Source organism: Sphaerisporangium perillae (assembly GCF_023276435.1).
Taxonomy (GTDB): Bacteria; Actinomycetota; Actinomycetes; order Streptosporangiales; family Streptosporangiaceae; genus Sphaerisporangium; species Sphaerisporangium perillae.
The window spans coordinates 65,625-88,641 of the sequence record NZ_JALLPO010000034.1 but is presented as its reverse complement, the minus strand read 5'-3'; the positions used below and the strand labels follow the sequence as shown (position 1 = coordinate 88,641).

The following is a 23,017-nucleotide window of genomic DNA, read 5'->3' as shown; positions in this document are numbered from 1 at the left end:
GCGGCGCTCGGGCTCGCCGGGCCGGCCCGCGGGATCTTGTGAAGACGTCCGCGGGCCGGCCGTCGCGCGTCAGCGAGAGTCGGAGCCGCCGCCGCTCAGGGCCGCGCGGCCCGCCTCCAGGCGGGCGACAGGAACCCGGAACGGCGAGCAGGACACGTAGTCCAGGCCGATCTCGTGGCAGAAGCGCACCGACTCCGGGTCGCCGCCGTGCTCCCCGCAGATGCCGATCTTGAGGTCGGGGCGCGTCTTACGGCCCTCCTCGACGGCGATCGTCATCAGCCGGCCCACGCCCGCGCGGTCGATGCTCTCGAACGGCGACACCCCGAAGATGCCCAGCTCCAGGTAGCGGGAGAAGAACGCGGCCTCGACGTCGTCCCGGGAGAATCCCCAGGTCATCTGGGTGAGGTCGTTGGTGCCGAAGGAGAAGAACCGCGCCGCCTCGGCGATCTGGCCGGCGGTGAGCGCCGCGCGCGGCACCTCGATCATCGTGCCGATCAAGGCCTCGACTCCGGCCCGCTCCAGGATGCGCTCGGTCTCGTCGCGCACGCCCTCCAGCTCCTGCACGGCGCTGACCAGCGGGATCATGATCTCGGCCCGCGGGTCGCCGCCCGCGGCGCGGCGCTCCACGGCCGCCTGGGCGATGGCCCGCACCTGCATGGCGAACAGGCCGGGGATCACCAGCCCGAGGCGCACGCCCCGCAGGCCGAGCATCGGGTTCTGCTCGTGCAGCCGCTTGACCGCCGCGAGCAGCTTGCGGTCCCGGTCCGCGGCGTCGTCGCCCGCCAGCGCGACCTTCACCGACAGCGCGGTCAGGTCGGGCAGGAACTCGTGCAGCGGCGGGTCGATGAGCCGGATCGTCACCGGCAGGCCGTCCATCGCCGCGAGGATGCCGACGAAGTCGGACTTCTGCAGGGGTTCGAGCGCGTCCAGCGCCGCCTGGCGCTCCTCCGGCGACACGGCCAGGATCAGGTCCTCGACGAGCTGGCGCCGCTCGCCCAGGAACATGTGCTCGGTACGGCAGAGCCCGATGCCCTGGGCACCGAACCTGCGGGCGCGCGCCGCGTCCTCGGGGGTGTCGGCGTTGGCGCGCACGGCCATGCGGCGCCGCTCGTCGGCGTGGGTCATGATCCGGTGCACGGCCTGGACGAGGGCGTCGCCGGTGCCGCCCGTGCCCTCGAAGTACTCGACGACCGGCGAGGCCATGACCGGCACCTCGCCCAGGTACACCTCGCCGGTGGTGCCGTCGATCGAGATGACGTCGCCCTCCTCGACGACCACGCCGCCGGGCCCGGTGAACCGCCGCTCCTTCGCGTCCACCTCGAGTCGCTCGGCGCCGCACACGCACGTCTTGCCCATGCCGCGGGCGACCACCGCGGCGTGCGAGGTCTTGCCGCCCCTGCTGGTCAGCACGCCCCGGGCGGCGATCATGCCGGCGAGGTCGTCGGGGGTGGTCTCCCGGCGGACCAGGATGACGTCCTCACCCTGGCCGGAAAGCTCCTCGGCCCGCGCGGAGGAGAACACCGCCTTGCCCACGGCCGCGCCGGGCGAGGCGTTCATGCCCTTGGCGATGGGCCGCAGGTCGGCGTGGATCGCGAACCTCGGGAACATCAGCTGCGCGAGCTGGTCGCCGCTCACCCGCTCGACGGCCTCGTCGAGGTCGATGAGGCCCTGGTCGGCGAGCTGCGTCGCGATGCGGAACGCCGCCCCGGCCGTGCGCTTGCCGACGCGGGTCTGCAGCATCCACAGCTTGCCGCGCTCGATCGTGAACTCGATGTCGCACAGGTCGCGGTAGTGGTTCTCCAGTGTCTCCATGATGCCGATCAGCTGCCGGTAGGACGCCGGGTCGATCTTCTCGAGCTCCTGCAGCGGCAGCGTGTTGCGGATGCCGGCGACGACGTCCTCTCCCTGCGCGTTCTGCAGGTAGTCGCCGTACACGCCCTGCTGCCCCGAGCCGGGGTCGCGGGTGAAGGCGACGCCGGTGCCGGAGTCCATGCCGAGGTTGCCGAAGACCATCGCGACGATGTTGACGGCCGTGCCGAGGTCGGCGGGGATGCGCTCCTGGCGGCGGTAGACCACCGCGCGCGGGGCGTTCCACGAATTGAACACCGCCTCGACGGCCATCCGCATCTGCGAGCGGGGATCGGAGGGGAACTCCTCGCCCGTCGCGTCCTTGACGATGCCCTTGTAGATCTCCACGAGGTGCTGGAAGTCGGCCGCGCCAAGGTCGAGGTCGCTGTCGACGCCCTTGGTCCGCTTGGCGTCGTCGATGGCGTCCTCGAAGCGGTCGCCTTCGATGCCGAGCACGGTCCTGCCGAACATCTGGATGAGCCTGCGGTAGGAGTCCCAGGCGAAGCGCTCGTCGCCGGCCTGCTCGGCCAGGCCGTGGACGGACTCGTCGTTGAGGCCGATGTTGAGGACGGTCTCCATCATGCCCGGCATCGAGAACTTCGCGCCGGACCGGACGCTGACCAGCAGGGGGTCGCCGGCGGCGCCGAGGCGCTTGCCCATCCCCGTCTCCATGTCCCGGAGATGCGCCTCTACCTCGTCCCAGAGCCCCTCGGGGACGCCGCCGTCCGTGAGGAAGCTGCGGCAGGCCTCGGTCGTGATCGTGAAGCCCGCGGGCACGGGAAGACCCAGGTTCGTCATCTCCGCGAGATTGGCACCCTTACCACCGAGGAGATCCTTGAGATCCTTGTTGCCCTCGGTGAAGTCGTATACGTATTTGGGCACTGGGACTCCTTCAACGACTTCAATGGCGTCCGATTCCGCCTCGTTCCGGGGACTCTACCTACGATTTACCGCAGGAAACGTCACTCATCCCATACGAGGGCGTTTGCCCTGCTAGGCCCCAATATAGCGGTCTAATCCATTGAGCCTGAGAGTCCGCACCCGGCCGAAAGTCGGGCCCGCGAACCGTGGTATATACCAATTCTTGGATCATTCACGGCGATTAACCGACGGTTCACTGGCCGGGAATTGGTGTAGACCATGAGGTGTAAACGCGTGGAAATGCCGCGCCGCACGCGAGAGCCCCGCGAACTCCGCACCACGGCGGGCTCGCGGGGCCCCGGTCAAGGCTCGCAGAACGGTCCCGTCAGGAGTGCGAGGTGTTCACCACGCTGATCGCGTTCTTGGCCACCACGGCGGCCCACGGCACGATGACCACGGTGCCGTCGCGCTCGAACACCTCGGCGTCCTCGCCCTCGTGCCCGAACTCCAGCGGCAGCTCGGCGACGGCCTGCGTCTTGCCGGTGGCGGCGTCGATCCGCACCACCCGGGGCGCCAGGTCGCGATGGTCACCGGTCTCCAGCGCCAGGACCCCCTTGTCGTCGGCGCGGATGAAGTTCAGCTTGCAGTCCGACCCGCCCGAGGACTTCCAGAGCGGCTTGCCACCCCGCATGTCGAAGGCCACGGCGTAGTCCCTGGAGCGCAGCTTGCCCGGCACGTTCTTGGAGAAGGTGGCCAGATACAGCGTGTCGCCGTGGACCGTCATCCGCAGGTGCTCGTTACCCCCCTCGAAGGCGATGGCACGGCTCATCGACAGCAGGTCGATCTCCTCCGTGGGCGAGAAGTCCGACACCTGCTTGCCGGCCTCGTCCAGGACCGTGAACCGCTGCCCCTTGGCGCCCGACATGAGCACCGGCGGGTCGGCGGACAGCACCATGTCCGGCCCCTCGTCCGGCGCGTCGAACTTCCACTTGATCTTCCCGGTCGCGGGCTCGAACCCATAGGTCGCACCACGCGGGAAGCAGTTCAGGGTGACCACGACGACCTTGGCGCCGGCGCCGAGGCCGGTCGAACGGCAGCCGCTCGGCGGCGTGCCCCGCCACAGCCCCTTGCCGTCGGAGAGGCGGTACGCCCGCAACCCCGCCCCGGGCTGGGCGATCACGACGTCCCCGGCGAGCGCCAGCTCGGGCACCTCGATGGACCGCGACCCTCCCAGCCGCTTCTCGGCCGCCACCTGCGCCTTCCAGAGCACCTTGCCGGTGCGCGCGTCGATGCCGGCCAGATGGTCGCAGGCGTCCCCGCCGCCGTAGGCGATCACGCCCTTGCCGTCCTGCAGGGTGGGGGTCGCGCCGCAGAGGGATCCGGAGGGCGCCGGGGTGCCCCAGACCCGCTTGCCCGTGCCGAAGGCGTAGGCCAGCACGCCGTCCCGCTGCACCCGGACCACCGCGGTGTCCGTCAGCCACGAGGCGAACATCAGCTCGCCGTCGAAGTCCGAGCTGTCGGGCTGCGCGAACGGCACCTTCCACGTCCCGGCCGCCGCTCCGCCCGCCGGGGCGCCGCCCCGGCTCGCGACGAACCACGCCGTGCCCCCGCCGAGGATCAGCAGCCCCACCAGCCCGAGCGCCACGAACAGCACGGTCCTGCCGGTGCGCCGCGGCGGCGCCGGCGGCCGCGGTCCCTGCCCGTACGGCCCCCCGAACCCCTGGACCGGCGGGGCGGGGTACGGGGAGGCGGGGTACGGCGCGCCCGGATAGGGCTGCTGCGGCGGCCCCGGATACGGCTGCCCTTGCGGCCCTCCCGGGTACGGCTGCCCCTGCGCACCCCCCGGGTAGGGCTGCCCCTGCGGCCCTCCCGGGTACGGCTGCTGGGGAGCGGGATACGGCTGCCCTTGGGGAACCTGGCCCGGATAGGTCTGGCCCGGAGGGGTCTGGCCGGGATGGGGCTGGGCCGGGTAGGTCTGGCCGGGGTATCCCGGTGGCGGGTACTGGGCCCGGTCCGGGTAGGGCGCCCCCGCGTCCTCCGGACCGTACGGCTGCGACTGGTGCGGGTCGGTCATCTTCGTCATCCCCCGGTCAGCCGAGCTTGCCGCGGACGTACTGCGCCCACTGCCGCTCGAACTCCTGCCTGCTCACGCCGAGTACGTCCTGGAGCGCCGTGTCGGCCTTCTTGTCCCGGTAGTACGCGGCCACGAAGGCCGTCATCCTCTCCTCGCCGTATCGCTCGGCGATCAGCTGGATCGCCAGGTGGCCGAGCTGGTAGTTCACGCTCGTCAGGCCCTCGGCGTCCCAGGAGAGATTGTCGGGGATCTTGCCGGTGAACGGCTGGTCGAGCTGCCCTCGCACGTACGCGCGGGTCTGGGGTGTGCGGCCGTTCGCGTTCAGGCTCTCGCCGCGGTGGGCCATGAACTCCGCGAAGCCCTCGATGATCCAGTTGTCCCCGCCCAACACCTCGAACTCGCCGTTGTCCAGGGGGGCCATCACCGAATGCGCCATCTCGTGCCGGAAGATCTCCCGCACGCCCTTGGCGTCGTCGAAGAAGGGCGAGGCGGTGTCCACCACGATGCGGGACCCACCGATCTTGACCTTGTCCCCGCTCCCTCCGAAGGTCGGCATGCCGATGGAGACGCCGGACTCGGTGACCTTCTCCACGGTGCGGAACAGGTGCCCCAGCTGGGCCCGGCCCTTGGCCAGGGCGACCACGAAGCCGGCGGGCACCTCGGCGCTCCCGTCACCGTTCTTCGCCCAGAAGTCCAGGTCCTCGGCGGCGGCCCGCTCCGCGACGGGCGCGATCTGGCGGGCCCGCGCGGCCTGCGCCGGAGGGGCGAGGACGATCGTGTGCAGGGTCTTGGTGACCGAGATGTCCGGCCAGCTGTCCCACGGGGCCGGGTAGAAGACGGTCTTGTCCTCACCGAAGGCCGCGGGGGCGCCACCGACCTTGGTCACGACCAGCGGGGCGTCCTTGCTCGCCTTGGTCACCGTCCAGCGGTACCACTCGGCGACCGGGCGCAGGTCGATGCCCGCGAACTGGTGGACGAAGGCGACGTCGAGGGAGAAGGACACCTGCCGCCCGAAGTTGTCCTGGGCGAGCCCCTGCTGCTTCAGGATCTCGAAGGAGGCCGACTGGAGCGGCAACTTGCGCAGGTTGGCGAAGGTGCGGGTCTGCGCCTTGACCAGGGCCGCGTTCTTCTGGTCGAAGATCTTCAGGTAGCCCTTCAGGTCGCCCGTCTGGTAGGCATTGCCGTGCTCTAGCACCGCCTTCTTCAGTTCCGCCTCGGTCACGGCGATCGTGTCGGAGTTTCCCGTGCCGGCGGCGTTCTCGGCCGGGGACGGCTTCGCGAGCATCATGCCGACCAGCGCGCCCACGCCGACGGTGAGCAGCACGACCAGCGCGCTGAGCGCCACCCACAGGCCCGTCCTGCGACGGCGCGGCGGCGGCCCGGGAGGCGGGTACGGGCCCTGCGGCGGGTACGACGGTTGCGGGTACGGGGGCTGACCACCCGGCGGCGGGTACGGCGGCTGGGGAGCCTGCGGTGGCGGCCACGACTGCGGTTGCGGATGGTGCGGAAAAGACTGCCCCGATGTCACTTTTGCCCCATAGGTAACAGCAGTTGCAGAACGCCGCAAACCCTACCCAAAACCCGGCGGGGCCCGGGGTCCGTTACCAGTACTGGCCGGCCGCGCGGGCGGAGCGGGAAGCCCGGCACGGCCGGTCCCCGCCTCGGCCCCGGTGGCGGTCACGGTCATGGTCATGGTCGCGGTCGCGGTCGTGGGCGTTCACAGTGTGTCCAGGGAGGCGCGGCGGCGGCTCTCCGCTTCGAACACCTTCAGCAGGACGCCGGCCGTGACCGCGTACCCGAGGCCCACCACCGCCTCGGCGCCCAGGTCCGCCGGCACGGCCCCCTGCCCGGACACCAGGGCCCGCGCCGCGCGCGCCGCGTGGGTGATCGGCAGCAGGTCCCCCAGCGCCCCCATCCACGCGGGAAGCCTGTTCAGCGGGATGTTGACCCCCGTCAGCAGGAGCATCAGCGAGGTGGCCACGTTGGACACCAGCCACACGTCCCGGAAGCGCAACCCGATCGCGCCGAGCGTCAGTCCGAAGAAGCCGCAGGACAGCGACCCCGCGGCGAGTACCACCAGCAGCCCGGGCACCGCTCCGGGCGGGATGCGCAGGCCGAGCAGCAGCGCCCCGGCGGACAGCGTGAACGCCGCGACGAGCAGGCCGTTCAGGGCGTACGGCAGCACCCGGCCGAGGAAGATCGCCGTACGGCTCCGCGGGGAGAGCAGGACGTGGCCGAGGGTGCCGAACCTGCGCTCGTTGGCGACGGCCATCGTGCCGCCGAACACGCACGCCACCGAGGCCGAGAGCACGGCGTTGCCGACGATGTAGAAGGTGTCGTCCGCGACACCGAGCTGACGCCCGAGGTAGGCGAAGAACAGCAGCTGGAACAGCGGGCTCGCCAGCAGCGTCCCGGTGAACATGGCCGGGCTGGTCCAGTTGAACAGGGCCCGGTAGGCGATCACGCCGCCGAGGCCGATGAGCCGCGACACCTTGGCTTCCTTTCCGCCACGCGGGCCGGACGATGGGAGGAGGTACATGTCAGGCCAGCGCGAGGGTCGCGGTGACGCGCGCACGGCGCTCCACGTGGACCAGGGCGAGGGTGCCGAGCGCCAGGCACGCCGCGCCGATGGCCAGGCAGGCGGCCAGCGACGGCCAGATCGGACCGCCCGCCGCCGCCTCCCGCACCGCGCGTGCGCCCCAGGTGGTCGGCAGCACCGCCGCGATGGGCCCGGTCCATCCGGGCAGCGCGCTGATGGGGACGAGCATCCCCGACACCAGCCAGATGGGGTATTCCAGGGTGTTGGTCAGCGCGTTGGCGTTGCGCAGCAGCACGAACGTGGCGGCCAGGAGGAGCCCGAACATCCCCAGTCCCGCGACACATCCGGCCGCCGCGGCGACGAACCCCAGCGGGTCGCGGAAGTCGGGGGTGATGCCGTAGAGCGCCCATCCCCAGGCCAGCGTGCCGAGCATCGCGTACGTGCCTGTGACGGCGTTCGCCAGCGTGACCGGCAGCAACGTGAGCACGGCGGGCCTGGGCGCGATCATGAGCATCTCCAGCGTGCCCTGCCAGCGCTGGTTCTGGATGGCGCCGCCGGAGCCGAACAGCACCGAGGACCACACCCCCATCAGGCCCGCCCCGACGGCCGCCTCGAGCAGCAGATGCGGCTCGGTGCCGGCGCGGAACAGGTACACCGCGAGCGTGGCCTGCACCAGCGGGACGATGAACGCCGTGGCGATCTCGAACGGCGACCGGCTGAGCTGCTTCACGTGCAGCAGCGCGCCGACGATGACCACCCGTGCCGCGCTCGCGCCGGCGGCGATCGCGCGTTCGGCGCGCACGCCGGTGGTGGTCGCCGGGGTGGTGCCCGGGCCGATGGCGCTCACGCGGGCTGCACCTCCCCGACGATCGAGACGTACGCGTCCTCGAGGGTCCCGGTGCCGCCCTTGAGCTCGGCGGGCGTGCCGAGCGCGCGGATCACGCCGCCGGCGATGACCGCGATGCGGTCGCACAGCTCGTCGGCCTCGGCCATGTAGTGCGTGGTCAGCAGCACCGTGGTGCCGGTCGCGGCGAGGTCTGCGATGGTACGGCGAAGCTCGCGCGCGGCCACCGGATCGACGCCGATCGACGGCTCGTCCAGGAACAGGACCTGCGGCTCGTGGAGCAGCCCTCGGGCGATGTGCAGCCGCTGCCGCATGCCACGGGAGTACCCCTCGACCCGCTCGCGTTCCCGGCCGGCCAGGCCCACGAGGTCCAGCAGCTCGGCGATTCTGCGTCGCTGCTCCCGTGGTGGCACGCCGTACAGTTCGGCGAAGTAGCGCAGGTTGTCCAGACCGGACAGCCGGTCGTACAGTCCCCGGTCGCCGCCGAAGACGTACCCGATGCGGCGCCGCACCTCGCGGGTCTGCCTGACGACGTCGAACCCCGCCACCCTGGCGGTGCCGGCCGTCGGGATGAGCAGCGTGTTGAGCATCTTGATGGTCGTGGTCTTGCCCGCGCCGTTCGGGCCGAGCAGCCCGAACAGCTCGCCTCTGGCGACGGAGAGGCTCACGCCGCGCACCGCCTCGGTCTCGATGAGCTTCGGGCTCAGCCATCCGGTCCGCTGGCGGTAGGTGCGGCGCAGTCCGTCCGCCTCGATCGCGTTCATGACCAGGGACGGTAGATAGACCCCAGGGCAGCGGCAATGGATTCGGCGCCCGCCGAATGCTCACCTCGCGCGTGCGGTTCAGCCGGCGGCGGAGGTGGTTCCCTGCTGGGCGAGCAGGCCGACGAGGGCGACGCCCGCGGGCTCCAGGCCGTACAGGACCCGCCGCCCGACCCGCCGCCGGTTGACCACACCCGCCGCCAGCAGCGCGGACAGATGCTCGGAGACCGTGCTCGGCGCGAGCCCCAGCTCGGCGGCCAGTCCGGCCGTGGTCGCCGGCCTGGCCAGCGCCCGCAGCACGGAGGCCCTGCCCCGCCCGACGAGGATCGCCAGCCGGTCGGCCTCGGGGCCCGCCGCCCGCGGAGCCGCATCCCCGGCGAGGGCCACCGCGCCACGCGACTGGTAGGAGACGGCGACCACCCCGGGGTTGTCCGTGGTGCACATCAGCCCGCCCGCCGAGAAGATCAGCGGGATGAGCAGCAGGCGCTGGTCGTCGGCGGTGAACGAGTGCTCCAGGGCCTTCACCAGGGTCAGCGTCGGCGGTTCCCAGCGGATGCGGTCGCGAAGGCCGGCCAGCAGGGCGTCCGGACCGGCCCCGGCGAGCGCCCTGGCCCGGTAGAGGACCTCCTCGTCGAGCGCGGCGCGCATGGCGGGCCAGTGGGGTGCCATCGCCGCCTCCCAGAAGACCCCCAGCGCGTCGGCCAGCTCGCCGAAGGCCCGGGCCGGGTCCTCCAGGAAGGGCACGAGCTCGGGCGGCGGCCGGTGGGGGAAGTACGCGGAGAGCTCCCTTCGGACGACCTCCGGCGCGGTCGCCCGCAGCCCGTCGAGCTCCTCGCCGATCGTCGGGCAGGCCGAGGGCGGGATCGGGGACAGGAAGTCGGGAAATCGGGATCCGGTGTCCAGCACGGCCCGCACCGGCGCGGTGGCCGGCTCCGACCGCAGCACTTCCCGCGCCGAGCGGACCCATGCCGTGTAAGGCCAGTGGATCTCGTCCCGCCGGGTCAGGAACAGGCCGCAGATCGTCTCCCAGAGCGGGCTGACCGCGATCCTCGTGCGGCTCAGCGTCGCCTCGTCCAGCCGGATCCTGATCACGCAGGCAGCATATCCGCCCACGTCCCGGCATGTCCGGCGCCACCGATCGCCGGTGGTGACCTCCCGCGGCGAGCACGCGGCCGGCCGTCACGCCTCGGGCGAACATCCCGCTCAGCGTTCCGAGGAGAGGCCGGGAAGCTGCCAGGATGGCGGCATGACGGAGCTGAACGGTCGTCCCGTGACCCCCGGCGAGCTCGCCGCTCTCGCGCTCTACAACTACGGCCACTTCACCACCATGCGGGTGGAGGAGATGCGGGTCCGCGGCCTGTCCCTTCATCTCGACAGGCTTCTCGCCGACTGCCGCATCCTGCACGGCGTCGACCTCGACCTCGACCGGGTCCGCCACCTGGTCCGCCGCGCGGCGGCCTCCGCTCCCTCGCCGGTGATCGTTCGGGTCACCGTGTTCGACCCCGAGTTCGACAGGGCCCACCCGGCGGCCAAGGCACGGCCGGAGATCCTCGTCGGCACGCGCCCCGTCCCGGCCGGCCAGGCGCCGCCCGCGCTGGGCGTCGTGGAGTACGAGCGCGACATGCCCGAGGTGAAGCACTCCGGCCTGTTCGGCCCCCTCCTCCACCGGCGCTTCGCGCAGATCAACGGCTACGACGACGTGCTGTTCGTCAACCGCCGCGCGCAAGTGACCGAAGGGCCGACCTGGAACATCGGCTTCGTCCGCAACGGCGGCGTCGTGTGGCCGGAGTCCGACCACCTCAACGGCGTCACCATGCGGCTGCTCGACGATGCCCTGCGCCGCGCCGGCATCCCTTCCCGCACCACCGAGGTCGACACCGACGACCTGGCCTCGATGGGGTCCGCCTTCATCACCGACGCCGCCTTCGGGCCGCGCCCCGTCCGCTCAATCGAGGGCGTCGAGCTGTCCCTGGACGAGCCGATCCTCACCACCCTGCGCAGGGAGTACGCCGCCATCCCCGGCGACCCCCTGTAGGCGTCAGGCGCCGGCCCGCGCCGGCTGCACCGGCGTCGGCGTCGGCGTCGGCGTCGGCGTCGGCGTCGGCGTCGGCGTCGGCGTCGGCGGGAAGGTCACACGTCGGCGCCGGTCGGAAGGTCACGCGCCGGCCCTTCTCCAGCCGGGCGGGGTCATCGTCGGCGTCCGCGTGTGCGGCGGTCACGTTCTCGAGCCTCCATGGACCGGAGCGGCGCCGGTGGCCGCCGACACCAGGTCTTCGTAGACGTCCGGGTCGGTGGTGAAGGCGCCCAGCCGGACGGTCTTGTTGTCGCCGTGGTAGTCGCTCGACCCGGTGGCGCGCAGGCCGAGGTCGCGGGCGAGCGCGCGCATGTGCTCGCGGTCGTCGTCGGAATGGTCGGGATGGCCGGACTCCACGCCCCACAGACCGGCCTCGGCCAGATGGGCGATCACCGCGTCCGGCACGATGTGGCCACGCCTGCCCGCCCTCGGATGCGCCAGCACCGACACGCCACCCGCCTCGCTCACCAGACGCACCGCGGTCAGCACGTCGATGTCGGTTTTCGGCAGCCGATAGCGGCGTCCCAGCCACTCCGGCGCGAACGCCTCGTCCATCGACCTGACCAGGCCCCGACGGAGCAACGCCCGGGCGATGTGCGGCCGCCCCGCCGTGCCGCCGGCCGCATACCCATGCACCTCGGGGAGCGTGACATCGATGCCGTCGGCGTTCAGCAGCGCGACGATCTTCTCGCTGCGGCTGTCGCGCGACCGGCGGACCTTGGCCAGTTCCTCGGCGAGCGCGGCGTTCCCGGGATCGAACAGGTAGGCCAGCAGATGCAGCCCGACCGACGGCTCATCGCCGTGCCAGCGGCCCGACAGCTCCGCACCCGGCACCAGCGTCAGCCCCGGCGGCACGGCCTCGGCGGCCGCCCGCCACCCTGCCGTCGTGTCGTGGTCGGTGAGCGCCACCACGTCCAGCCCTTCGGCGGCGGCGTGTCCCAGCAGGGCGGCGGGAGGGTCGGTGCCGTCGCTGACGGTTGAGTGCGTGTGCAGATCGATCCGCATACGACGAGCCTCTCAGCTTCCGGGCCGCCGTGCCGCCCCTCTCCCGCGTCGCGACGGGTCCGGGAAAGTGCCGCGGGCGCGAGGGAAGCCGGTGTACGGCACGGCGGGCGTCGGGTTCGGGATCCAAGTGGCCGCGCGCGACGGGCGCCGTCCAGGACGCCGTTGCCGTCGGGGACGCATGTCAGCCGATGGCCACCTCGGCCTCGATCTCGACGGGGATCGAGAAGGGCAGTTCCGCCAGCCCGACGGCCGAGCGGGCATGCCTGCCCGCCTCCGGGCCCCACAGCCGCAGGATCAGGTCGGAGAACCCGTTGATCACCATCGGGGTGTCGGTGAACCCCGGCGCGGTGTTGACCATGCCGTACACCCTGAGCCATCCGGTCACCCGGTCGAGATCGCCCAGCTCCCGCTTGAGGCTGGACAGGATCGCCAGGCCCGTCAGCCGCGCCGCCTCGTACCCCTGCTCCCGGGTCAGCTGGTCGCCCACCTTGCCGAGCGGCCCGGCCAAAGACCCGTCCTCGCGCAGCGGCCCGTGCCCGGACACGAACGCGCGATCTCCGTACACCCTGACCCAGGGGAACGGCAGCACGGCCCCCGGCGGCAGGCGCGTGGGCCCGGGCAGCACGAGCCCGAGTTCGCCCAGCCTTTCCTCGATGTGCATGGAACCCCCCTTCGGCGGCACGGCCCCGCGGCCCGGACCGCCGAGCGGCGTGTCCCTGTGCCGACCGCCATTATCCGAGTGATCGGATCCTCCGGCCGCGATCCAGCGGCAACAGGCCGGTACGGACGATCAACCGCCGCCGCCGGGCGGGGGCCCTGACCACGACCCGCCTTATGTGGACATGTGGTCATCATCATCAACGTGGGGTGGACGGGATACCCTCGTTCGCACGAACGTCGGCACCCGGGGGAAAAGTGACGCTTGCCAGACGGTCGGGCCGGTTGTGGCGCGCGATCATGATCGTGCTGTCCGTCCCGCCGCTCCTCCTCGTGGCCAGCGGGATCTCGCTGTACCTGCTCGACGCCGGTGAGCCGGTGGCGCGCTCGCAGGCCGCCGGCCAGGACGCTATGTGGCTCGGCCACGCGTGGGTGGACGGGCGCAACGGCGAGCGCGAGCTCTCGGCACTCGCCGACCGGCTGCGCGGCGGCGGCATCGGTGACGTGTACGTGCACACCGGCCCGCTGGAGGACGACGGCACCCTGTCCGCGTCCCTCTACCCCCGTGCGGCCTGGGCGGTGACCGCGCTGCACCGCGCGGTCCCGGGCCTGCGCGTCCACGCCTGGCTGGGCCAGCTCGTCGAGCCCGGCCGGCTCGACCTGTCCTCGCCTTCCGTGCGGGCCAACGTCGTCCGGGCGGCCGAGCAGGTCCTCACCGCCGGCTTCGACGGCGTCCACTACAACTTCGAGCCGGTGCCCGACGGCGATACCGGGCTGCTCGACCTCCTCGACAGCACCCGCGCCGCCATACCGCCCGCCCGTGCCACGCTCTCGATGTCGGTCCACCACATCGAACCGCTGCCGGGCATCGCCTTCGCCGGGAACGCGCTGCTCGGGCACCCCAAGTGGTGGACGCCCGGCTACCTGACACAGGTCGCCCGCCGCCTCGACCAGGTGGCGGTGATGAGCTACGACACCGCGCAGCCCACCGAGGCGCTCTACAGCGGGTACGTCCGGCGGCAGACCGAACTCGCCCTGGCGGCTGTCCCGCCCAGCACTCGCCTGCTCATGGGACTGCCCGCCTACCACGACGACAACCTGCTCCGCCATCACCTGGCCGAGACCGTCGCCGCGGGCGTCCGCGGCGTGCGCCTCGGGCTGGGCACGGATTCCCGTCCCGGCTTCGGGGTGGCCCTCTACGTCGACTTCGCCGCCACGCCCGCCGACTGGGCCGCCTACCACCGCATCTGGTCCGACCAACGACCCCCGACCTAGGAAGCTTGAGCGACCAGAGTCGTGAAGATCCAGACCGGATCGCAGCGGGTCCACCTGCCGGAGAAGTACGGCAACTGGCGAGGCGTCTGCAACCGGCTGCTGATGTGAGACGGCACCGGCGGTTCCGGCCACATCTCACCTGTCGCACCGCGGCAGGGGCCCCCTAGGACGAAGTTCGCTCGGTCTACCGAGCCGACCAGGGCCAACACGTCGACCAGCCGACCTCTGTCTCCTCGCCGCCGGGTCGATGCCGTCGCACACGCCTTGACGGCTAACGCTGTTATCCTTACCGTTTAGCTAACAGCGTTAGCCGGACGCGCCGAGCGGCCGGGGACCGAACCTGAGGGAGACGCCATGCACCAGCCCGCCACGCTCGCCACCCGGACTTCCGGCGCGACCTCCGCCGCCCCGACCGCCCGTACCCCGGCGGCCCGTACCCCGGCGGCCCGCACCTCGGCGGCCCGCACCCTGCGGATCGCTCGCCGCGTGGGCTGGCTCGGTCTCGCGCTCTTCCTCACCGCGTTCGCCGTGCTGGAGATCGCCAAGTACGGCACCACCACACTGCTCGCCGCCGTGCTGTTCATGATCGCCCCCGACCTGACCATGCTCGTCGGCGCCTCGGACGCGAAGAACCTGCGGCGCGGCCGGCTCTCGCCTCGCGCGGTGCCGTTCTACAACGCCGCCCACCGCCCGTGGATCCCGCTGGCCCTGCTGGTGGCCTACACGTTCTCCCCGATCGCCTGGCCCCCGCTCTTCGCGGCGGGGCTGGCGTGGCTCGGGCACATCGCCTACGACCGCGCGCTCGGGTACGGGCTGCGCACCCCCGAAGGCTTCCAGCGCGGCTGAACGCGCCCCGAGCGCCCGTACCACCGAATGCCGGTGGCTCAGGCGTGCGCCAGGACATTCCGGTAGAACGGCGGAGCGAGGTAAGCCGCGACCGCCAGCGCCACCAGTCCCGCGCTCAGGCTCGCCCCAGGACCTCCCCCGGCGACGGCCGCGTTGAGCGTGTCGAGCAGTAGCACGGCGGCGGCCAGGCCGAACAGCGGCAGGCCGATCGTGGCGGCCAGCCCCGACGGCTCGTCGTCGCCACGTCGCATGACGTACCAGACCGCGCCGAGGACCAGCCCGAGGATCCCCGCGGCCACCCGGTACGTCACGACCTCACCCCAGTGGTGGAGCGCCGCGGCCTCCAGACAGCTCTTGCCGGGAAAGTAGCGGACGAAGTCGGCGCAGCGTTCGGGCGTGTAGGCGACTCCGGGCAGATCGGCCGAGACGAACCCCGCCCCGAAGACCCGGCCGAGGATCTTGGCGACGGCACCGCTGACCCCGATCGCGACGAGTCCCCCAGCGGCCAGGCCGGTGAGGGGCCGCAGGACATGTCTGTTGCTCATGCTCCGACGCTAGGCAGCGGACGAAATCCACTCCACACCGGCGCAGTGCAGCATTTGTGAAGGTTCGGCGCGCACCCCCTCGGCCTACTCCACGGCCCCCCGCGAAGGTTCGGCGCACCCCCCGCCGTACCTCGCGAACCGCCACTCCGGACGCGGACGGTCCGAGCACTACAGCGGGCGGAGATGGGAGGGCGAGCGGCGAAGGCAGGGGGGGCACCGAACCGGACATCTCAGCGCACGGGCGCCGGGACCTTCCCGATGCCGAGCGTGTTGCCGGCGTACCCGAGGGCCGCCGCCTCGGCGAGCACCTCCGGCGAGTACCAGAACGGGGCGTGCACCGGAGGCGTCGCCCGATCCCGAGGCGGCGGAGATCGGTATCCTGGGACGCCGTAGTGATCCAAGATCGCCACACTGGTGTCCAGACGGTGGCGAGCCCCGCCCGGTGGCGTGGTCGTCGAGCCGCGTCCGGCGGGCCGGCGGGTGGCGGCACGCACGGCCGCGGCACCGGTGACGGATTTTCGACATCGACGAGAAAGGCGTACGGCGTGCTGCTGGCGGCTCGATACCGGTTGGACGAGCCTCTCGGGCGCGGAGGCATGGGCGAGGTCTGGAGGGCCACGGACGAGGTCCTCAACCGTCCCGTCGCGGTGAAACTGCTGCTGGCCGAGGCCGTCTCCTCGTCCTCCGCCGCCGCGCGCTTCCGCCAGGAGGCCCAGGCCACCGCCCGGCTCAACCACGCCAACGTCGTCGCCGTCCACGACTTCGGTGAGGCCGGCGACCGCCTGTTCCTCGTGATGGAACTGATCGAGGGACGCAGCCTCGCCGACCATCTCGCCGCCACCGGACCGCTCAGCGTGGCGGAGGTGACCCGCATCGGCGCCCAGGCGGCCGCCGGCCTGGCCGCCGCGCACCGGCTGGGAGTCATCCACCGCGACATCAAACCCGGCAACCTGCTGCTGACCGCCGACGGAACGGTGAAGGTCGTCGACTTCGGCATCGCCCGCCTTGCCGACCAGGCGGCGGCCGCGCTCACCAGGACAGGGCTCATCGTCGGCACGAGCACCTACCTCGCCCCCGAACGCGCGCTCGGCGGCGACGCCGGCCCGGCATCCGACGTGTACGCGCTCGGGTGCGTCCTGTACGAACTCCTGGCCGGGCACCCGCCGTTCCGCGGTGACACCTCGACGGCGGTGCTCTACCAGCACGTCCAGGTGGCCCCCGCGCCACCGCGCCGGCTGCGCGGAGACCTGCCGCCCGCGTTGGACGACCTGCTGATGCGCCTGCTCGCGAAGAAACCCGACGCCCGCCCCTCAGCCGACCAGACAGCCCACTGGCTCGCCACAGCCTCCGCCTCGCCCACAGGCCCGCCCCTCTCGCCCACAGGCCCCCCACCGACCGGCACCCCTACCCGCCCGGCATCGGCTCCACAGACCGGCACATCTACACGCATGGGCATGGCCACGGGCAATCCCACCCATCCAGAATCGGTGCCATCGACCGGCATGTCCGCTCGTACGGAATTCCTGCGGCCGACAAGCCCGCCCTCCCCTGCCGGAGCCGCCTTCGCTACCGGTGCACCCGGCTCCGCGCGACCCATGCCGCCGGTGGACATGCCTGGGGCGACGCGGTTCATGCCGCCGCTGTCCCTGGACGCCGAGGATGGCGCGCGGCCGTCTCCGGTGGCGGCGGCGTGGCGATCGCTGCGGCTCGGCGATCGGACGCCCGTCGTCACCGTCGCGGGGATCGCCGTGGTCGCCCTTGTCGCGGTGCTGGCCTTCTCCCTCCTGCGGCCCGGCGCTGGACCGGCCGCCGGCGAGGGCACCGCCAAGCCGTCATCCCCCGCCGAGCAGTCCGCCCCGGCCTCGTCCGCGTCGCCTCTGGCATCGCCGTCCTCCCCCACCCCTCAGGCGACGCCGTCCCCCTCAGCGGTGGCCGTGGGGCCGAGGCGGCTGTCGGACGATCCGCGCGTCCTGCTGGCGCAGCTCGCCCAAGGGCTGCGCTGGTCGGCGGGCCGGGGGCAGCTCGACCCTGACGTCGCCGAGAAGGTGCAGCGCGACATCGCCGAGGCCCGCTCCAAGCTGGACCACGACGACCGGAAGCATCGCCGCCAGGGCGGAGACGAGAGCAAAACGGCCGAGCGGATCCGCGGGATCCTGCAGGAGCTCGCCGAGGCCGAGCAGCGTGGCCGGTTCACCGCCGCCCCGGCGCTCACCCGGCTCCTCGACCACCTCGCCGACCTCGTCCAAGCCGGCGATGGCCGGCGCGACGACGAGGACTGAAGACCATGCGCGCCGGCACGGCGGTGATGAGGACCAAGCTCGTCGACGCCATGCCTGCGGTTCCCGAGGACACCGGCAGGCCGGCGACCCGCTAGTCGTGCCGCCCACCGGCTTCGACCGAGTTGCCCGCCGTACGGTGGCGCCGGCATCGCCGTCCCCCTTCGCATCGCCCCGGCGCCGACCCACGCACCACACGTGGCGGAGCAGCGGTCCGCCTGGTGCGCAGACAGGTGGACTGGCGTGGAGACCCTGCGTGTACTTGCCCGGTGGTCGCGTACTCCCCCAGTAGTACGGCACTGACCGCTGCACGGGGGACGACGTGGCGCGCCGTGTGCAACAGCATCAGCACTATCCCACCGACCTGAAGGGAGCACGCGATGCGCAAGATCTATGTCGCTCTTGCCGGAGTGCTGATGCTCGCCGTTTTGGCGCAGTTCTATTTCGCAGCGGTCGGCGCGTTCGCCAAGCCGCAGGATGACAGCTCCTACGCTCTGCACGGCATGACCGGAATGATGATCATCCCGGTCCTGTCCTTGCTGGCCACCCTCGCCGCCGCGGCGTCCCGCGCACCCGGCCGGCAGATCGCGCTGACCCTCCTGCCACTGGGCCTCGTGATCGTCCAAGTGTTGATCATCGTGCTCGGCCGCGCGCTGAACGACGCCACGGGGAACACCACCCCGGTCGGGCTGGCCATCCTCGGCCTGCACGCGATCAACGGCATGGCCGTCATCGGGGCCGCCGGCATGGTGCTCCGCCAGGCCCGGACCCTCGCGGCGTCCTCAGGCACCCCTGTGGCGTCCGCTGGACCCGTCGGAGACGAGTCCGGGGCACGCGCATCCGGATCGCTCGGAAGCGACTCCGCGGCACGGCCGTCTGGGTCGCCGGGTAACGACTCCGCGGCGCGGTCCTCGTGACCGTCGCGACGCTCATGACGCTCGACCTGCTCGCCGGGGTCCTCGCCGCCGTCGCGTGGCTGGGCGCCGGCGCGCTGGCCGCCTCCCGGCGGGCCCGGCCGGCGGCGGCCGTGTTCGCGGTGGCGGTGCTGGTGTCGCTGGCGCGGGCGGGGATCGTCTGGGCACTCGCCGGCGCGGGATGGTGGTTCGTCCAGGAGAAGATCACTCTCACGCTGCCGCTCCTCGCGGTCGGCACGGTCGCCGCGACCCTGATCGCCGGCCCGCACCTGGTGAGAGCGGCCCTGCCCGGCCGTCAGGCCCCGGCGCCATCCCGGGGGGCGGCAGGTGGTGCCGAGCCGGAGCCGGTAGCGGGAGCGGGAGCGCAGCCAGGGGTCGTCGTGCCGCTGCTCGGCGCCGGGTACGCGGCGGCCGTGGGGCCGGTCATCACGCTGCTGCTGGGGTATCCGGCGACCTGGAGCACCGTCGCGATCACCGTCGCCCTGGTGGCGACGGCCGTGCTGGTGACCTACCGCATCATGTCCCCGGGAGTGCCTGTGCCAGGGATGCGGGTCACCGTCGCGACGACCACGGTGGTGGGCCTGGCCGGGGTGGGGCTCGCATTCCTGCCGTCCGAGGGCGTGGACACCGGCGGCGTCCCGGTGGCCGCGCACATGACGGCGGGCCTCCACGGGGCATCGCACGCGATGGCCGCCGGGGCGACGCGACATCACACCACCGCCGCTGACGCGTCGGGGCCCGGTCAGCCTGTCACGGCGCTGCGGGGGCCCGCCGTGCCGTCGCCGGGCGGGACGGTGCGCCGGTTCGAGCTGACCGCGCGGACGGCGATGGTCACGCTGTCGTCCGGGCAACGGGTGTCGGCGTGGACGTTCAACGGGACCGTTCCCGGCCCGCCGATCACCGCCGCCGAAGGCGACCTCATCGAGGTACGGCTGCGCAACGCGGACATCGAAGGGGGGGTGACCCTGCACTGGCACGGTTATGACGTACTGGCAGGTGAGGACGGTGTCCCCGGCCTGACGCAGGACAGCGTGCGGCCCGGGCAGGAGTTCGTGTACCGGTTCCTCGCGAACCAGGTGGGCACGTACTGGTACCACACGCACGAGGTGTCCGACCAGGGCGTCAAGATGGGCCTGTACGGAACGCTGGTCGTCTCACCACGGGCGGCGCGGTCGCCCGCCGGCACCCGAGACTCGACGCGGCCGCCGAACACGACAGACGCGACACAACCCCCGAGTTCGACAGGCGCGGCGCGAGCGGTGGGGGTGGATCTGGTCCTGCCGGTGCACACTTTCGCGGGGCGGACCGTGCTCGGCGACCACGACCAGCCGATCGACCGGCGGGCGGCTCCCGGCACGCCCGTACGGCTCCGGCTGATCAATACCGACAACACGCCGCACCGGTTCACCCTCGCCGGTACCCCCTACCGGCTCGTGGCCGTGGACGGCACCGACCTGAGCGGCCCCGGCGAGGTGAGCCGGGTCGGGTTGCGTCTGCCCGCGGGTGGCCGTTACGACCTCGCGTTCAGCATGCCGCGGGATCGGGCGGTCGTACTGGCCGCGGATGACCGCGTGACCGGCCTGCGCCTCACTCCCGGCGACCCCCTCGATTCAACCTCGAACGAGTCCTCGGGGCCGGAGACGGGAAGCGAGGACGGCGTCGCGGATGCCGCCGGGTGGCCCGAGCTCGATCTCACCCGGTACGGCACGGCGGCCCGCACGCCGTTCACGTCCGCCGGGCCCTTCGACCGGGATTTCACCCTCGTGCTCGACCAGGGGCTGGCACTGGCCGACGGCCTCCCGGCGTACGCGCACACCGTGAACGGCCGCGCGTTCCCGTCGGTCCCCACGCAGCTCGTCGGCGATGGTGATCTCGTCCGGATGACCGTGGTGAACCGGGGGCGGGAGACACATCCGTGGCACCTGCACGGTCACCGCGTGCTGGTGCTGAGCCGGGACGGGCGGGCGCCGACCGGTAGCCCCCTGTGGCTGGACACTTTCGACGTCCGGCCGGGTGAGGTCTGGCAGGTCGCCTTCCGCGCGGCGAACCCGGGTCTGTGGATGAACCACTGCCACAACCTGAGCCACGCGGATCAGGGCATGGTCCTCCACCTGGCCTATCAGGGGATCACGACCCCGTTCCACGGTGCGCATGGCGGCTGAGCGTTTGAGGCGGCGACCCTTAAGGTGATCTTTGCGGCCATCGGTACTAGGCTTCGCCGTCGATGTCCGGAAATATCCCGCCTCGCACCCGTATGTGGAAGCCTGGGGCCTTGGTCATGGCGTTGACGATCGGAGCCGCCGTCCTGCTGGGCGGATGCACCCTTCTCCTCGGCACGCAGAACGATGCGGTGAGCACGGTCGCGAGGATGCCGGACGGCACGCCTCGCGCCGTGGCCACTCCGTCAGGGGTGACGTCCCCGGCCGCCACCACGTCCGCCTCGCCGCCGGGACGGATGGCGGGCATGGGCACGCCGCCGGCAGGCTCGCCCTCCTCCGCCGCGTCCTCTCCGGCCGCCACGCCGACGACCTCGGGCTCCGATCCGGGCCCCGGGAAGCGACCGGAGGTCGTGCGCGTACCCCGGTCCGGGAAGGGGCGTTACGCCGTGGTCAAGGGCGTCGCCCTCCCGCCTGAGGGCCGCCACGGGAAGGTGGTCCGCTACATGGTCGAGGTCGAGCGGGGGCTTCCGTTCGACCCGGAGGAGTTCGCCGCCATGGTGCACCGGACGCTCAACGATCCGCGCAGCTGGGGACGGGGCGGCCGGATGCGCTTCCAGCGGGTGGACCACGGCCCCGTACGGTTCCGCGTGGCGCTGTCCAGCCCCATGATGACCAACGCGCGCTGCCGCCCGCTCCAGACGTTCGGCGAGCTGTCCTGCTGGAACGGCAGGCGCTCGGTCATCAACGCGAAGCGGTGGGCCTCGGCCATCCCGGGATACCGCCGGGATCTCACCGCCTACCGGCAGTACGTGATCAATCACGAGGTCGGCCACGCGCTCGGCCACGGGCACGAGCGGTGCCCCGGGCGCGGCAAGCGCGCTCCGGTGATGCTCCAGCAGACGAAGTCCCTGCAAGGCTGCCGCCCCAACCCGTGGCCGTTCCCCGACGCCAAGGCAGGGTCACGCGGTACGCCCGAGCGTCGGGAGGACCACCGTCCCGGCGGTCACGGGACCCATTCGCAGACTTCCCCCGGCCAAGCGCGACAGCAGCGCGAATAGCACGGGAAGGCGATGCTGCCGAGGAGCCAGGCCACCGTCGGCCCCCAGACGAAATGCCGCGAGCGAAATGCCGCGGCCCTGCTCGTGGTCGGGTCACGTCATCGCTCAAGTAAAGATCATCCTTGTTGGGTCAGCTCAACCGACGTTTGCCGTCAATGGCATGATCTATGCCCTAATTACCACTGAATTGAGTTTCAGTCGCACTCCGAAAACCTTTCGACATATCCGTTAGCTCCGCAATATGCACCCGGCTCGGCTTCTGACGGCGTAAGTGGAAAGGCCCTGTCCTTCCGCCCTCCGCGACGACTTGACCTCAACCAAGGTTGAAGTTCAACGATGGTCGCCACACCACCTTGGACTAGGGAGAACACCATGATCCTCGTGACGGGCGCCACAGGTCACGTCGGCAGGCACGCCGTGTCCGGCCTCCTCGCGGCAGGCGCCGGCGTACGTGCGCTGAGCCGTGCCCCGGGCTCCGCCGGCTTCCCCGACGGCGTCGAGGCCGTCTACGGCGACCTGGCCGCGCCCGAGACCCTGGACGCCGCCCTGGACGGCGTCGAGTCGGTGTTCCTGGTGTGGCCCACCCTGTCGGCGGACCACGCCGCCCCGGCGACCATCGAGGCGATCGCGAAGCGCGCCCGTCACGTCGTGTACCTGTCCGCGCGCGGCGTTCCCGACGGCCCGCAGCAGGCCCAGGGGTCGATCCTCGGCTCCCACGCCCTCCTCGAGCACCTGATCGAGAAGAGCGGGATGGAGTGGACGTTCCTGCGCCCGGGCGGCTTCGCGGTGAACACGCTGATGTGGGCGCCGCAGATCCGTGAGACCGGGACCGTCCGGTGGATCCACGGGTCGGCGGGCCGGGCGCTGATCCACGAGCGGGACATCGCCGCCGCCGGCGTGCGCGCGCTGACCGGGACCGGCCACCTCGGCGCGAAGTACGAGCTGACCGGACCGCAGACGATCAGCCAGGTAGAGCAGGTGACCGCCATCGGGGAGGCGATCGGCCGCCCGGTGCGCTGGGAGGATCTGCCGCCGGAGATCGCGCGGCAGACGATGCTGTCCCAGGGCATGCCGCCGTCGATGACCGACGACATCCTCGCCGCGCACGCCGCGATGGTCGCGGCGCCGGAGCGGGTCACCACCACCGTCGAGGAGGTCACCGGAGCCCCCGCGACCACCTTCCGCCAGTGGGCCGCCGACCACGCCGCCGACTTCCGCTGACCCGACCGCCGAGTTCCGCGGAGGCCGTGTCACGATGAAAGAAGTCCGGTTTCGGCCGGT

19 protein-coding genes are annotated in these 23,017 nt (G+C 72.1%); 8 read left to right on the top strand and 11 right to left on the bottom strand.

Features of this window, described 5'->3' with window-relative positions; translation table 11 throughout:
- Positions 1–69: 69 nt before the first annotated feature.
- The 7 genes from ppdK to MYF83_RS43965 form a co-directional block, all read right to left on the bottom strand.
- Positions 70–2,730: a pyruvate, phosphate dikinase gene (ppdK, locus tag MYF83_RS29805; RefSeq protein WP_248964061.1), complete on the bottom strand. Its 2,661-nt coding sequence runs from the start codon at positions 2,728–2,730 to the stop codon at positions 70–72.
- A gap of 364 nt (positions 2,731–3,094) precedes the next feature.
- A complete protein-coding gene (locus MYF83_RS29800) occupies positions 3,095–4,783 on the bottom strand; it encodes an outer membrane protein assembly factor BamB family protein (RefSeq protein WP_248964060.1) in 1,689 nt (562 codons plus the stop codon).
- A gap of 16 nt (positions 4,784–4,799) precedes the next feature.
- Positions 4,800–6,128: a gluzincin family metallopeptidase gene (locus MYF83_RS29795; protein WP_248964059.1), complete on the bottom strand. Its 1,329-nt coding sequence runs from the start codon at positions 6,126–6,128 to the stop codon at positions 4,800–4,802.
- A 372-nt stretch (positions 6,129–6,500) separates the two neighbouring features.
- Positions 6,501–7,274 (bottom strand): ABC transporter permease, encoded by a 774-nt coding sequence (locus tag MYF83_RS29790; protein ID WP_248964058.1) that lies wholly within the window; start codon positions 7,272–7,274, stop codon positions 6,501–6,503.
- 49 nt (positions 7,275–7,323) lie between these two features.
- The gene (locus MYF83_RS29785; RefSeq protein ID WP_248964057.1) at positions 7,324–8,169 is read right to left on the bottom strand and encodes an ABC transporter permease; all 846 of its coding nucleotides are present in this window, start codon (positions 8,167–8,169) and stop codon (positions 7,324–7,326) included.
- A complete protein-coding gene (locus tag MYF83_RS29780) occupies positions 8,166–8,930 on the bottom strand; it encodes an ABC transporter ATP-binding protein (protein WP_248964056.1) in 765 nt (254 codons plus the stop codon). The genes MYF83_RS29785 and MYF83_RS29780 overlap by 4 nt, the downstream gene beginning before the upstream one ends.
- A 78-nt stretch (positions 8,931–9,008) precedes the next feature.
- On the bottom strand, positions 9,009–10,019 hold the full coding sequence (locus MYF83_RS43965) for an ArsR family transcriptional regulator (protein WP_248964055.1): 1,011 nt from the start codon (positions 10,017–10,019) through the stop codon (positions 9,009–9,011).
- A 154-nt stretch (positions 10,020–10,173) separates the two neighbouring features.
- On the opposite strand from MYF83_RS43965, the gene MYF83_RS29770 reads away from it, so the two are divergent.
- Positions 10,174–10,962, top strand: coding sequence for an aminotransferase class IV family protein (locus tag MYF83_RS29770; RefSeq protein WP_248964054.1), 789 nt, complete (start codon positions 10,174–10,176; stop codon positions 10,960–10,962).
- Between the two features lie 180 nt (positions 10,963–11,142).
- Here MYF83_RS29770 and MYF83_RS29765 read toward each other — a convergent pair whose 3' ends face one another.
- Together MYF83_RS29765 and MYF83_RS29760 are read right to left on the bottom strand one after the other, a co-directional pair.
- Positions 11,143–12,006 (bottom strand): PHP domain-containing protein, encoded by an 864-nt coding sequence (locus MYF83_RS29765; protein ID WP_248964053.1) that lies wholly within the window; start codon positions 12,004–12,006, stop codon positions 11,143–11,145.
- 181 nt (positions 12,007–12,187) lie between these two features.
- On the bottom strand, positions 12,188–12,667 hold the full coding sequence (locus tag MYF83_RS29760; protein ID WP_248964052.1) for a RidA family protein: 480 nt from the start codon (positions 12,665–12,667) through the stop codon (positions 12,188–12,190).
- A gap of 296 nt (positions 12,668–12,963) precedes the next feature.
- Here MYF83_RS29760 and MYF83_RS29755 point away from each other — a divergent pair, with 296 nt between their 5' ends.
- On the top strand, positions 12,964–13,938 hold the full coding sequence (locus MYF83_RS29755; RefSeq protein ID WP_248964051.1) for a glycoside hydrolase family 18 protein: 975 nt from the start codon (positions 12,964–12,966) through the stop codon (positions 13,936–13,938).
- 354 nt (positions 13,939–14,292) lie between these two features.
- Positions 14,293–14,784 carry a DUF4260 family protein gene (locus MYF83_RS29750; protein ID WP_248964050.1) on the top strand — a complete coding sequence of 164 codons (492 nt, stop codon included), beginning with the start codon at positions 14,293–14,295 and terminating at the stop codon, positions 14,782–14,784.
- A 38-nt stretch (positions 14,785–14,822) separates the two neighbouring features.
- Here MYF83_RS29750 and MYF83_RS29745 read toward each other — a convergent pair whose 3' ends face one another.
- Positions 14,823–15,329, bottom strand: coding sequence for a hypothetical protein (locus MYF83_RS29745; protein WP_248964049.1), 507 nt, complete (start codon positions 15,327–15,329; stop codon positions 14,823–14,825).
- Between the two features lie 545 nt (positions 15,330–15,874).
- Here MYF83_RS29745 and MYF83_RS29740 point away from each other — a divergent pair.
- The 3 genes from MYF83_RS29740 to MYF83_RS43960 all read left to right on the top strand — a co-directional run bounded on the left by MYF83_RS29740 (position 15,875) and on the right by MYF83_RS43960 (position 20,681).
- Complete coding sequence (locus tag MYF83_RS29740; RefSeq protein ID WP_248964048.1) at positions 15,875–17,608, top strand: serine/threonine-protein kinase; 1,734 nt, start codon at positions 15,875–15,877, stop codon at positions 17,606–17,608.
- A gap of 377 nt (positions 17,609–17,985) precedes the next feature.
- Complete coding sequence (locus MYF83_RS29735) at positions 17,986–18,522, top strand: DUF6220 domain-containing protein (protein WP_248964047.1); 537 nt, start codon at positions 17,986–17,988, stop codon at positions 18,520–18,522.
- Positions 18,519–20,681, top strand: coding sequence for a multicopper oxidase family protein (locus MYF83_RS43960; protein WP_248964046.1), 2,163 nt, complete (start codon positions 18,519–18,521; stop codon positions 20,679–20,681). The genes MYF83_RS29735 and MYF83_RS43960 overlap by 4 nt, the downstream gene beginning before the upstream one ends.
- 46 nt (positions 20,682–20,727) lie before the next feature.
- Here MYF83_RS43960 and MYF83_RS29725 read toward each other — a convergent pair whose 3' ends face one another.
- Positions 20,728–21,039 (bottom strand): hypothetical protein, encoded by a 312-nt coding sequence (locus MYF83_RS29725; protein WP_248964045.1) that lies wholly within the window; start codon positions 21,037–21,039, stop codon positions 20,728–20,730.
- 49 nt (positions 21,040–21,088) lie between these two features.
- Between MYF83_RS29725 and MYF83_RS29720 the strand changes: the two genes are divergently transcribed.
- Both MYF83_RS29720 and MYF83_RS29715 read left to right on the top strand, forming a co-directional pair.
- Positions 21,089–21,736 (top strand): DUF3152 domain-containing protein, encoded by a 648-nt coding sequence (locus MYF83_RS29720; protein ID WP_248964044.1) that lies wholly within the window; start codon positions 21,089–21,091, stop codon positions 21,734–21,736.
- A gap of 372 nt (positions 21,737–22,108) precedes the next feature.
- A complete protein-coding gene (locus tag MYF83_RS29715) occupies positions 22,109–22,957 on the top strand; it encodes an NAD(P)H-binding protein (RefSeq protein ID WP_248964043.1) in 849 nt (282 codons plus the stop codon).
- Positions 22,958–23,017 lie beyond the last annotated feature (60 nt).